The 11,743-nt window shown below is 62.2% G+C and carries 12 protein-coding genes and 1 pseudogene; 7 read left to right on the top strand and 6 right to left on the bottom strand.

Annotation, left to right across the window (positions count from 1 at the left end):
• Positions 1 to 27: 27 nt before the first annotated feature.
• From LDP01_RS19845 to LDP01_RS19835, 3 genes are all read right to left on the bottom strand, one after another.
• Positions 28 to 759 carry an HAD family hydrolase gene (locus LDP01_RS19845; protein ID WP_224094810.1) on the bottom strand — a complete coding sequence of 244 codons (732 nt, stop codon included), beginning with the start codon at positions 757 to 759 and terminating at the stop codon, positions 28 to 30.
• An 8-nt stretch (positions 760 to 767) separates the two neighbouring features.
• Positions 768 to 1,769 (bottom strand): LacI family DNA-binding transcriptional regulator, encoded by a 1,002-nt coding sequence (locus LDP01_RS19840; protein WP_224094808.1) that lies wholly within the window; start codon positions 1,767 to 1,769, stop codon positions 768 to 770.
• Positions 1,770 to 2,081: 312 nt separating this feature from the next.
• Positions 2,082 to 2,705: an alpha/beta hydrolase gene (locus LDP01_RS19835; protein WP_224094806.1), complete on the bottom strand. Its 624-nt coding sequence runs from the start codon at positions 2,703 to 2,705 to the stop codon at positions 2,082 to 2,084.
• 25 nt (positions 2,706 to 2,730) lie between these two features.
• Between LDP01_RS19835 and LDP01_RS19830 the strand changes: the two are divergent.
• Positions 2,731 to 3,181 (top strand): annotated as a pseudogene (locus LDP01_RS19830) (helix-turn-helix transcriptional regulator).
• Between the two features lie 10 nt (positions 3,182 to 3,191).
• Positions 3,192 to 3,593: a VOC family protein gene (locus tag LDP01_RS19825; protein WP_224094804.1), complete on the top strand. Its 402-nt coding sequence runs from the start codon at positions 3,192 to 3,194 to the stop codon at positions 3,591 to 3,593.
• Positions 3,594 to 3,721: 128 nt separating this feature from the next.
• On the opposite strand, the gene LDP01_RS19820 is transcribed toward LDP01_RS19825, so the two are convergent.
• The 3 genes from LDP01_RS19820 to LDP01_RS19810 all read right to left on the bottom strand — a co-directional run bounded on the left by LDP01_RS19820 (position 3,722) and on the right by LDP01_RS19810 (position 6,459).
• Positions 3,722 to 4,867 (bottom strand): glutamate--cysteine ligase 2, encoded by a 1,146-nt coding sequence (locus tag LDP01_RS19820; protein ID WP_224094802.1) that lies wholly within the window; start codon positions 4,865 to 4,867, stop codon positions 3,722 to 3,724.
• A 38-nt stretch (positions 4,868 to 4,905) separates the two neighbouring features.
• Positions 4,906 to 5,364, bottom strand: coding sequence for a hypothetical protein (locus LDP01_RS19815; RefSeq protein WP_224094801.1), 459 nt, complete (start codon positions 5,362 to 5,364; stop codon positions 4,906 to 4,908).
• A 300-nt stretch (positions 5,365 to 5,664) separates the two neighbouring features.
• Entirely contained in the window at positions 5,665 to 6,459 is a 795-nt protein-coding gene (locus tag LDP01_RS19810) for a GAF and ANTAR domain-containing protein (protein ID WP_224094799.1), read from the bottom strand.
• A gap of 270 nt (positions 6,460 to 6,729) precedes the next feature.
• Here LDP01_RS19810 and LDP01_RS19805 point away from each other — a divergent pair, with 270 nt between their 5' ends.
• The 5 genes from LDP01_RS19805 (at position 6,730) to LDP01_RS19785 (ending at position 11,694) form a co-directional block, all read left to right on the top strand.
• Positions 6,730 to 7,062, top strand: a complete 333-nt coding sequence (locus LDP01_RS19805; protein ID WP_224094797.1) for a hypothetical protein — start codon at positions 6,730 to 6,732, stop codon at positions 7,060 to 7,062.
• A gap of 68 nt (positions 7,063 to 7,130) precedes the next feature.
• Positions 7,131 to 7,331, top strand: a complete 201-nt coding sequence (locus tag LDP01_RS19800) for a hypothetical protein (RefSeq protein ID WP_224094795.1) — start codon at positions 7,131 to 7,133, stop codon at positions 7,329 to 7,331.
• A gap of 519 nt (positions 7,332 to 7,850) precedes the next feature.
• Positions 7,851 to 8,642, top strand: coding sequence for a DeoR/GlpR family DNA-binding transcription regulator (locus tag LDP01_RS19795; RefSeq protein ID WP_224094793.1), 792 nt, complete (start codon positions 7,851 to 7,853; stop codon positions 8,640 to 8,642).
• Positions 8,639 to 9,625, top strand: coding sequence for a 1-phosphofructokinase family hexose kinase (locus tag LDP01_RS19790; RefSeq protein WP_224094790.1), 987 nt, complete (start codon positions 8,639 to 8,641; stop codon positions 9,623 to 9,625). The genes LDP01_RS19795 and LDP01_RS19790 overlap by 4 nt, the downstream gene beginning before the upstream one ends.
• Positions 9,626 to 9,627: 2 nt before the next feature.
• Positions 9,628 to 11,694 (top strand): PTS fructose transporter subunit IIABC, encoded by a 2,067-nt coding sequence (locus tag LDP01_RS19785; protein WP_224094788.1) that lies wholly within the window; start codon positions 9,628 to 9,630, stop codon positions 11,692 to 11,694.
• The last annotated feature ends 49 nt before the right edge of the window (positions 11,695 to 11,743 follow it).

Genomic DNA, 11,743 nt, shown 5'->3' with positions numbered 1-11,743 from the left:
GCTAAAGAGGTCCTTCGAAAAGTAGGGTCAGAGAAGATCGATGAGGTCGTCGACCACAAGGGTGGCGCCGGCGTCGAGCAGTGTTTGGCGGCCAGCGCCGCGGTCCACGCCGATGACGGCCTGGAAGTTGCCGGCACTGCCGGCCTGCACGCCGGAAACGGCGTCTTCCACCACGATGCATTCCTGGGTGGGGACGTCCAGCAGGGACGCAGCGTAGGTGAACGTGGCCGGGTCAGGCTTGCCCGGAAGTCCGACGGCGGCGGCCACCTGGCCATCGACGACCACCGTGAAGTGGTGGTCAAGTCCAGCTGCCTTCAGTACGGCGGGGGCGTTCCTCGAAGAGGACACGACGGCAACCTTGAGTCCCAGCTCAAGCGCGGCGTTGATGAACTTGACCGAGCCGGGGAAGGGCTCGACGCCGCGGGTGTCCACGATCTCGTTGAAGATTGCGTTCTTGCGGTTTCCCAGGCCCTGCACGGTTTCGTTCGTGGCGGCATCATCCAGCGGACCTTCCGGCAGCGTGATGCCGCGCGAGGTCAGGAAGTCCCGGACGCCGTCGAAGCGTGGCTTGCCGTCGATGTGATCGAAGTAGTCGCTTTCCTGGTATCCCTGCGGGTGCCCGGCATCGGCGAGGTAGGAGTCGAACAGCTCCTGCCAGGCTTGCTCGTGTACCACGGCAGTGGGCGTCAGCACGCCGTCGAGGTCGAACAAGAGCGCCGAAGCACCAGTCCAGGCATTACGAAGATCAGTCATGTGCATAGTTCCGTTCAGCGCTTGTGGCGCGTGGTTTTGCGTTCGATGAGCTTGGTATCGAGCAGGTGGTTGGAGGGTGGGTTGGGGGGATCTGTATTCAAAAGTCGTTCGCACAGCAGGTTCGCGGCGAAGGCACCTTGGTCGGCAACGGGTTGCGCCACAGTGCTCAGTCCAAGGAACCAGCCCATGGGGTGGTCATCGATTCCGATCACGGAAACGTTCTTGGGCACGGACAGGCCATGCTCCCGCAAGGCCATCAGCGCGCCGAACGCTGCTTCGTCACAATGGGCGAACACTGCAGTGGGCCGTGCGCCGCGGGTGATGAGTTCGGTCATTGCCCGGCGGCCGTCGTCGATGCTTGGCCCGGCAGCCACCACAAGGTCCGGGTGGACGGTGAGGTGGTGTTCATCCAGTGCACGCCTGAAGCCGTGGAACCGTGGGGTCTCAGTCACAACGGAGTGTTCATTGCTCGAGAGAACGGCCAAGTCCCAATGGCCCAGCCCCAGCAGGTGTTGGGTGGCCTGCCAAGCTGCGTGCTCGTCATCGATACCAACATTGTCCCACGGAACATTCCGCATGCCCACGCTGGCGACTGGCAGCCCGGAAGCCTCCAAGGCTTCCACTTCCCCGGGGTCGAGGTCAACATTGAGCAGGAGCAGCCCGTCCACCCTTTGCGCCAACCGTTCAAGATCGCCGAAAACCTGCTTACGCACGCTGGTCTTGTTGCGAAGGCTGATCAGGACGGTGTCGTAGCCGCTGTCGCCGAAGACCTCTTCCGCCGCTTCCACCGCCTGCGCGAAGAACCAGGCTGTAGCGGTGGGGGCGATGATGGCCACGGAACCCGTGCTGCCACCCGCCAGTCTGGATGCTGCTGCCGAGGCTTTGTAGCCCAGCTTGTTTGCGGCTTCCGCCACTTGCCGTTGGGCCTTTTCGGAAACGTTGGGGAGATTCCTCAGAGCCCTGGACACCGTACAAATGGACAATCCGGAGAGGACTGCGACGTCCTGGATTGTCACCCTGTGAGTCCTAACCATGCAACACGGCCTCAACCCTTTCCATACTCGACTACACGTTGGGATAACGGCACTGCACCCGGGGAGAGCTCCCACATTGGGGCGGCCGCAAGCCAAAAGTGTAAGCGCTTACAATTTTGTCATTCAATAGTGTGTGGTCGAATGCGAATTTGTGACGCGAATCTCACGGAAAGGTTGATTCTGAGGGGCTGATGCCGTCTAATCCGGAGCCTGCCCCCAAGCTCCCGTTCACCGTCAGTGCCCGTTCAAGACCGTCAGTGCCCGTTCAAAACCCTCAGTGCCCGTTCAAAACCCTCAGTGCCCGTTCAAAACGTAGTACCGAAGGAACGCGCTGACATCCACCAGCTCCGCAGGCTCGATCCTGTGCCCCATCCCCGGGTACGTCCGCGCCGTCAGGGCAACGTTCGCGTGTAGCCACTCTTCAGTGTGGGCGATGGCGTCTTCATTGATCACCGGGTCCGCCTTGTCGCGGCCCCAAAAGAACGGCGGAGGCGAATCGAAGGATTCGCTGAGCGCCAGGAGGTCGTTTTCCAGGACGAACCCAGACAGGCCAACCGTTGCCTTGAAAGCGTGGGGCCGCAGCCGCAGGAGCGTGCTGGCCATGGCCATTCCCTGCGAGTAGCCGAGCAGGCTGACGCTGCTGTGGTTCTCTTTCACGGTATTGATCCAGTTGAAAACGGAGTTGGTTGAAGTGATGACGTCGGCGAAGTCGTTAGTCAGGAAGTAGTCCAGGAGGAACCAACCGTAGTGGTCGCCAATTTCCTTCGGGCCGCGAAGGGCCGCACAGGTGAATTCCGCGGGAAGAAACGGAAACAGGTCCACCATGCGCTGCTCGCTGGTTCCGTAGCCATGCATCATCACCAGCAACGGGGTGCCCCCGCGCTGGTTTTCGGGCTTCGACCAGACCACTGAATCCATGGAACGAGCCTAGTAGACTGGCCCCATGACACCGCAGGAACTGGCCAACCTGGCCCATCTGCGGCGCGCCCGCGATTTCATCGATCGCGAGTACGCGCGGCCTTTGGATGTGCCCACCATGGCGGGCCGGCGCCCTCATGTCCCCCGCGCATTTCTCCCGCCAGTTCAAGGCCGCGTACGGTGAATCTCCCTACAACTACCTCATGACCCGGCGCATCGAACGTGCCATGGCCCTGCTGCGGGCCGGAACCAGCGTTACCGATGCTTGCATGGAGGTGGGCTGTACATCCTTGGGCTCCTTCAGTTCACGCTTCACGGAGATCGTCGGCGTAACGCCCAGCGAATACCGCTCGCGCGAGCACCATGCAGTGAAGGCGATGCCCACCTGCATCGCGAAGCAGCAAACGCGCCCTGAAAGAAACGGCAGTAAGAACCTGAGCAGGATTGAAGAAGCGCCGGTCTCACAGCTGCAATAGCGTGTGAGACATGAACATTTCATTGAAGTACGCACACGTCACCGTCAACGATGTCGATGAGTCGCTCGCCTTCTACCGCGACGCCCTCGGCCTGGAAGTCCGGAACGACGTCGGCTCGGACGGCCAGCGCTGGGTCACCCTGGGCAGCGATGCCCAGCCGGACCTCGAACTCGTTCTTTCCCCTCCGCACGCCGGCCGCTCCCAGGCTGATGGCGACGCCATCCAGGAGCTGCTCACCAAAGGCGTCATGCCCATGCTCGTCTTCAACACGGACGATCTCGATGCCACCTTTGAAAGGCTGCGCGCGTCGGGTGCCGAAGTGCTCCAGGAGCCGATTGTGCAGCCTTGGGGTCCCCGCGACTGCGCCTTCCGCGATCCATCAGGGAACATGATCCGCATCAACCAGGGCTAACGCCCCAGTATCAGCACGACGACGGCGGGTACCCGGCGCACTTACCGGGCCTGCCGCCGTCGTGCTTTCCGCAGGTCGTCGTACTTTCCGCGGAATGTGGGTGCTTTTCCCGGTTCCGCAGCCACCAATCAGTGGCTCAACAGGCCAGCGCTTGAGCGTTCGCCGTACTCGTGCGTCGAGGCGATGGCGGCGGAAACGACATCGGAGAGCCTGAGCCGCCGGTTGTAAGCCTGACGTTGAAGACGTTCACCCGTGCCGCGGCGCAGGATCTTCGCCACGCCGGACCGTGCGAGGGCCAGGTCCCCGGATCTAGTCAGCGCCCCGCGTACGTGCCTCAACAAGGCCCCCGCTACATCTGCAGCAGGATAGGGCCGGTGGTCCATCGGGTGTATCAGTTGATCGTTGATGCCAAAGCGGCTGGACCGCCAGTTGGCCATGCGCAACAGGCTGGTCAAAGCGTCCGACGGCGGCTCCCCCTTCCGCCATTGTGTCGCCGCGGTCTCCACCAAAGCCCGGGCAATCACCGCGATGGTGAGTGCGTCTTCGGCGTACAGGCAGACGTCTGCGATGCGGAGTTCAACAGTGGGATGGCCTCTGGAAAGGCGGGCATCGAAGTAGATCATGCCCTCGTCCAAGGGGACGCCTGTGCCCAGGAGGTTCGCGAGCACCCCGCGGTAGCCTTCTGCCGAACCGAAGACATCCATTGGCCCGGCCGTGGGCCACCTGTTCCAAATTTGGGTCCGGTAACTGGCAAAGCCTGTGTCGGAGCCCATCCAAAACGGAGAATTGGCACTCAATGCAAGGAGCACAGGCAGCCATTGGCGCATCCTGTCCAGGACGCCCACGCCTTCATCCGGCGATTCGATCGCCACGTGGACGTGGAATCCGCAGGTTAGCTGCTCGCGCGAAATAAGGCCGAACTCGGTGCCCATGGTTGCGTAGCGTTGATTGCCCAGGGTGGGCGTCGCATGGAATTCGGGGGGTGTGGCCAAGGCTGCCACCCTGGCGCCCAAGGTCCGCGCAGCCGAGTCGGCCAATGCCCGGCCAAGGCGGATCTCGTCGCGAAGCTCCGCTGCTGTCCGGCAAGGCCGGGAATTCACCTCAATCTGTTCCTGTTTGAACTCGGACTTGAGGGAATCCCCGGCTTCCGGATAAGTTGCCGCGTTCATGTGGGGTTGGGCAGCTATGTCCAGAATGCCGGCAGCAAGCGGAAGCGGCATCCCGTCAACGGGATCTGCGATCAGCAACTCTTCCTCGACGCCAAACGTACGCATAGCTACCCTCCCCGCAGTAACGAAATTAGATGCCGCGGTTATCCCACGTGGCGCGGAACCTCCATCTGGAAACCGCAGCGGCAATGGAGCACCTGCGTTTGCAGATAGACCTCGAACAGGCTCGGGCCGTCCGGGTCGTCGGTGCTACGGGGTGGCTCGATGATGCTCTCCGAGGGGCGTCCCAACGTCATGGGCTCGCCGCAATGCGTGCAGCTGAACCACAGGCCGGATGCGGACGTAGACAGGAATTCGGCTTGGATCTCCGGTACTAGTTCAACCAGGGGCACGGGGTGGGCGTAAAACGTATCGCACTCACTGCAGGTATAGCTGACTTCAACGATTTCGGACTGGTTTGGTTCTGCTTCTACGACGGTCTCAACAAAAATGTACGAATCAGTATTGCAAACAGTGCACCAAGGCCGTGTGGCGGTGTCAAAAGTTGCGGGTTTCGCCCCAACCATGGGTTTAGGGGCGGGAATAGGGGATCCAAGCGTCATTGCCATTCTCCTTTATGCACGTATCCACCGCGAGGTGGGTTCCGACAACATATTGAATCGCGTCGGGAGAAGCTGATTGCTCCTCGAGGAGGCCTGCATGGATGCACGCGGCGAGCCGGCCGATTGTGGCCACAGCTTAAGGTGCAGTTCTTGGACCATCTTGGATGGCTTCAGGTCATGAGTCTCCAAGGGCTATCTGCTTAACCCACCTATGAATGTAGTTCATCAGTGGCGGGCGTCACAAGTGTGCAAGGTCCGTCACAGGTCCTAACGGTGGGATGAAAACGCGGGCGACAGCCCTTAGGGCTCAAAGTGCGCTACGGGAGCTTCGGCCGCCACAGCCTTGATGAGCTGCTCAGCCACGTCCCTGAGTTTTTGGTTGCGACCGTTGGAAGCCTTGGTGAGGATCCTGAAGGCCTCATCCTGGCTACAGCGGTTTTGGCCCATAATGATGCCGCACGCCAAGTCAATCACTGTCCTGGACTGCATTGCCGCCTGAAGATCCTCGGCATGCTGCTGCTTGACGCCGATCCTCACGGCCAACCTCAGTGAACGCTCGGCCTGGCTGGCGTACAACTCACAATTCCGGATTGTCTCGTCATCGTAGACATTGGCCGTCGGGGCGAAGAAGTTCAGGGCTGCCGTAGCCCCCTCATCCAATTCCAGCGGGACGCAAAGGGCCGACAGGTGCCCCCGTTCCGCGATGACAGTACAGTACTCGGACCACCTTTCCTCCTTGGAGGTATCGGGCACATGCACCGTGGCATGGGTGCGCATGGCCTCCAGGCAGGGGCCATCGCCGTAAGCTTGCTGAACTTCATCGATCAGCCTCGCTTCATGGGTACTTCCGGCCACGGTTGCAGTGCGGCGTCGCCTGCTCAAAGTGATGCCGCACAGGACGTCCAGGCCTACGGCTTCGGAGACGGAGGCCGCGGAGAAGACGGCAAGATCATGCAGGAATCCTGCTACATCATCGCTGTCGATCACCAAGTCCTGAAGTTGTTCAGGCACCGAAACATCGTCAAGCGATGGGACAGTATCCCGCGGCGCTGGGACATCGTCCGGCACCGCAAAATCAACGTGCATTTCGTCCATGATTCAGTTTACGATCGTCCGGAGCCAACTCGTCACTCCCGGAAGAACAAGCTCCAGAATCCTTGCATCTGCCGTGCACCTATGTGCACAATCTAGCTAGAGTCCGCATTGGCGGACAGGCTTTACAGCTCATGCAGACGGGCACCCCGCATTAACAATGCAGAGGTAAATCCCATGTCGGCCCAGCCCGAGTCAAGAGTTCCCGACGAAGCCCACCAACCAGACGACCCCCTATGGTGTACACGCTGCAATACTGACCAACATTTGGTGGTGGATTCGATCCAATCGCACTATCCTCCCTCCCCCAACACGGTAGATGTGGCCTACGAATGCCACGCCTGCAATTACTCCTACGACCAGACCGCCACGGTACAAAGAGTGGCTGTCGTCCTGAACCGCCCCGGGGTTTCCCAGGGAGTACTGCAGTTCGGGGGCCAGTACTTGCATTGTGGGGAACCCATGAGGACCAGTAGTTGCGAGCTACGGCGGATCCAGGCCCCGCTTGTCCTGAAGCCTGGGGGCCAACTACGCATGTACGAGGTCATCATCAATACCCGCATCCTCCGCTGCCCGTGCGGCTTCCGCATGGAAATCCCGGACTAGATGCGGTAATCACGCCCCCTAGCAACGAAACCAGTTTTAACAGAGGTAGAGGAACAGGAAGGGAAAACATGCAGACCGATTCAAAGAAGGACGAGTCTCCAGTTACCGGGACTGATCACAGGCCGGTTAGAAAGCACAAGCTTCCGGATCCGCCGGACCCGGACAATCTTCCGATCGACTACCCAGGCTCCGGGTGGGACATCAGCAGGTACTCGCCCAGCGTCGCGCGCGAACTTCATCGGCGTACCACGCACCTACGGGGCGTTTGACCTTGAGTGACTTCCCGCCGGACCCTTCGCAACCGGATCCCACCAGGAAAGATCCCACCAGGGAACCGGGACCCACACCGGAGCCGGTTCCCTTGCCGGAACCAGGGCCTCCCCCGGTCCCGGACCCGACGCCGGGGCCAACAGTGCCGTCTCCACCGGCGCGGCCAGATACTGGACAACCGCCTGGACAACCGCCTCTTTAGGAGGTTTCCAGCCCCATAGACCGGATCCTGGCAAATCCCCCAGTCAGGACCCGAAGGAGGGCATGCCGCACTACAGGGAGTGTGGCATGCCCTTTCGCGTGCCCGAAGCTTTGGCGTGCCCGAACTTTGGCGCGCCCCGAAGCCAGCCAGCCTCAACGCCGTACTGAACAGCCAACCCCCATCCGATCTTTGTTTATGTTGGTTTCTATTGACTTACCAACACAAACAAAGATAGAGTCAAGCAATTCCACATCGTTGTGACAGCAGTCACCTGATGGGCTGCACTGACAAATGGCTTTACCGCAATGGAGGGTAAGTGTTCGCTGAAGAGCGCCAACAACTGATCTCCGCACTCGTCGCAGAGCGCGGACGGGTGAGCGTCACTGACCTCGCCGACCGTTTCAGCATCACCACGGAGACCATCCGCCGTGATCTCGCAGCTCTCGAAGTTTCGGGGAGCCTGCGCCGCGTTCATGGTGGGGCTGTCCCCTCGGACCGCTTGAGTACCCGCGAGGAAAGCATCCTGGAGCGCGCCATCCAGCGCCAATCCGAGAAACACCGCATCGCAGCTGCCGCGCTCGCCCTGATTCCGGAACTCACCACGGGCAGCATCCTGCTGGACGCAGGCTCCACAACCGAGACCCTGGCAGACCTGCTCGCGCAGCGGACGCCCGCAGCCAACGGCAACGAAGAACTCGTGGTCATCACCCACGCCATTCCCATTGCCGGCAAGCTTTCCTCCACAGCGGGCATCGCCCTTCAGATCCTGGGTGGCCGGGTACGCGGGCTGACCCAGGCCGCTGTCGGACAGTCCACAGTGGAGGCCGCTTTCAGGCTTCGTCCTGACATCGCCTTCGTCGGCGCAAACGGCATCCACGCCACCTTCGGGCTCAGCACGCCCGATCCTGAAGAAGCCGCGGTAAAAGCCGCCTTCGTCAAGTCAGCCCGCCGCGTTGTGGCATTGGCCGATTCTTCCAAGCTGGACGCCGAGACATTGGTCCAGTTCGCCACCCTGAAGGATGTTGACACTTTGATTACAGACAGTGAACCCTCCGCTGAACTCAGTGCAGCCCTGGCCGAAGCCGGCGTTGACGTGGTGATCGCATGATCGTCACACTCACGGCCAACCCAAGCCTGGACCGCACGGTGGAGCTTCCGGCACCACTGGCCCGCGGCGAGGTACAGCGTGCCGTCGCCGTCCACCAGGAGTCGGGCGGAAAAGGCGTCAATGTTTCCCGCGCCCTGGTGGCTTCCGGCCTCGAAACACTTGCCGTCCTTCCAGGCGCTGACTCGGATCCGGTACTTTCCGGACTGCACGACGCCGGTGTGCCGTTCGCTGCCCTGCCCATCGGTCAGGCGCTACGCAGCAACGTCACCCTCACCGAACCGGATGGCGTCACCACCAAGATCAACGAACCCGGCCCGGAGCTGAGCGACGAACAGCAGGAAGCCCTGATCGGGCTGCTGCTGGAGCGCTCCCGTGGCGCCAGCTGGGTGGTTCTCGCAGGCTCGCTCCCACCAGGAGTGCCCGCGGATTTCTACGCCACAATCGCTCGTCGGCTCCGGTCGAACACCGATGGATCGGCCATCCCCGGCATCGCCATCGACTCTTCCGGGGCCCCGCTTGCGGCAGCTTTGAAAGGCGATGCCGCAGGAAAACCCGATCTCCTCAAGCCCAACGCCGAAGAGCTCGCAGAGCTCGCAGCCGCTGCCGGCTTCGCCATTGTCTCCACCGCCGAGGAACTGGAAGCCGACCCGGCACGAGCCGCCCAAGCTGCTGCCGCCGTCGTCGAAAGCGGCGTGGGCGCCGTTCTGGCAACACTCGGATCCAAGGGCGCAATCCTGGTGACGGCCGATGGGGCGTGGCTTGCCACGCATCCTCCCATCCAGGCCGTCAGCACGGTGGGCGCCGGGGATTCTGCACTGGCCGGCTACTTGCTGGCTGCTATCCAAGGCGGTTCCGCCCAGGACTGCCTTCGTCAGGCCGTGGCACATGGTGCCGCTGCTGCTTCGCTGCCGGGCTCCACTGTCCCTGCAGTCCACCAGACAACCCCCAACGCCGTAACCATCACGGCCCTCCAGAAGGACTAACAGTGACCCAGCTGATCACACCCCAATTGGTCATCCTCGACCAGAACCTGGGCGACTCCCCTGCCGACGTCATCCGCGTCCTGGCCGGCAAAGTCGCCGCTGCTGGCCGTGCTACCGAGGTTGAAGGGCTCTTCACTGATGCCTTCGCCCGCGAGCAGAAAACCGCTACCGGAGTCCCCGGCGGCATAGCGATTCCGCACTGCCGCTCGGCCGCAGTCACCGAGCCCGCCCTTGCCATGGCCCGCCTGTCCCACAAGGTGGACTTCGGCGCCAAGGACGGCCCGGCGGACCTCATCTTCTTCATTGCCGCCCCGGACGGCGCTGACCAGGAGCACCTGAAGTTGCTCTCCAAGCTGGCCCGCTCCCTCATCAAGAAGGACTTCACGGCAGCGTTGCGCGCGGCAGCCACTGAGCAGGACATCGTGGACCTCGTTGATGGGGCCTTGGCGGACAAGCCCGCTGCAGCTGCAGCTGCTCCGGCCACCGAAGCTGCTGCGGCACCCGCTGCCGCTGGGGCCACTGCCGGATCAACCACGACGGCGGCTGCCGGACCCAAGCGCATCGTCGCCGTTACAGCGTGCCCCACCGGCATCGCTCACACCTACATGGCTGCTGACTCACTGGTTGCCGCGGCCCAGGAAATGGGCGTGGATCTCCAGGTTGAGACGCAGGGTTCCTCCGGCGCCAAGCCGCTGGATCCGGCCATCATTGCCGCTGCTGACGCAGTGATTTTCGCTGTCGACGTGGACGTCCGTGGCAAGGAGCGCTTCGCCGGCAAGCCGGTCATCAACGCTCCGGTTAAGCGCGGCATCGATGAACCCACCAAGATGGTCCAGGAAGCGTTGGCTGCTGCGGATGACCCGCACGCCCGCCGCGTCCCGCACTTCGGTGCCGAAGAGCAGGCCGAGCGTGCTGCTGAGGAAAAGGGCGAGCACATCGGCCAGAAGCTCAAGCGCGCACTCCTCACCGGTGTTTCGTACATGATCCCGTTCGTCGCCGGTGGCGGCCTGCTGATTGCGATCGGCTTCCTGCTTGGCGGTTACGAAATCACCGGCTTCGCTGACAAGATGCTGGTTCAGAACAGCATCTTCAACCTGCCCACCGAGTTCCCGGACAACGCCTGGGGTCCGCTCGGCGCCTACATCGGTGCTGTGCTGTTCAAGATCGGCGCACTGTCCCTCGGATTCCTGGTTCCCGCGTTGGCCGGCTACATCGCCTACGCCATCGCTGACCGTCCCGGCATTGCCCCCGGTTTTGTTGCCGGCGCTGTATCCGGGTTCATGGGCGCAGGCTTCCTCGGGGCCATTGTTGGCGGTCTGCTGGCCGGCTACATCGCCTTCCAGATCGGCAAGCTCGATGTTCCCCGCTGGCTGCGTGGCCTGATGCCTGTGGTCATTATTCCGTTGCTCGCCTCCCTCGTGGCCTCCGGCCTGATGTTCCTGATCCTTGGTGCTCCGATCGTGGCACTGACCAAGGCACTGAACACCGGCCTTTCGGGCCTCACCGGCGCAGGCGCAATCGTCCTCGGCATCATCCTGGGCCTCATGATGTGCTTCGACCTTGGTGGTCCTGTCAACAAGGTTGCGTACTCCTTCGCTGTTGCGGGCCTCGGCACGGCAACGGTGGCAAACCAGGCACCGTGGCAGATCATGGCCGCCGTGATGGCAGCAGGCATGGTTCCGCCGCTCGCCATGGCCCTGGCTACCGTGCTGGACAAGAAACTGTTCTCCTTGGCTGAGCGTGAAAACGGAAAGGCCGCCTGGCTTCTGGGTGCATCCTTCATCTCCGAGGGCGCCATCCCGTTCGCAGCTGCTGACCCGCTTCGCGTCATCCCCGCCAGCATGGTGGGTGGCGCCGTAACCGGTGCCCTGTCCATGGCCTTCGCGGTCACGTCCAAAGCTCCGCACGGTGGCATCTTCGTATTCTTCGCAATCGACAACTTCCTGTTGTTCTTCCTGTCGATCGCTGTCGGTGTGGTCATCACCGCGCTCCTTGTAATTGCCCTCAAGCGCTGGGCTGTCCGCAAGCCGGTTGAGGCCGAGGCAGTTCCCGTCCCAGCAGGCGTGTAAGTCCCGGCAGGCGTGTAAGCGCCGGCAGATAACCCGTCAGCCCAACAGC

Origin of the sequence: Arthrobacter sp. StoSoilB13 (assembly GCF_019977255.1) — a bacterium.
In the GTDB taxonomy this organism is placed as follows: Bacteria; Actinomycetota; Actinomycetes; order Actinomycetales; family Micrococcaceae; genus Arthrobacter.
Note: the sequence above shows the minus strand (reverse complement) of the source record. Positions and strands in the feature narration are given on the sequence as shown.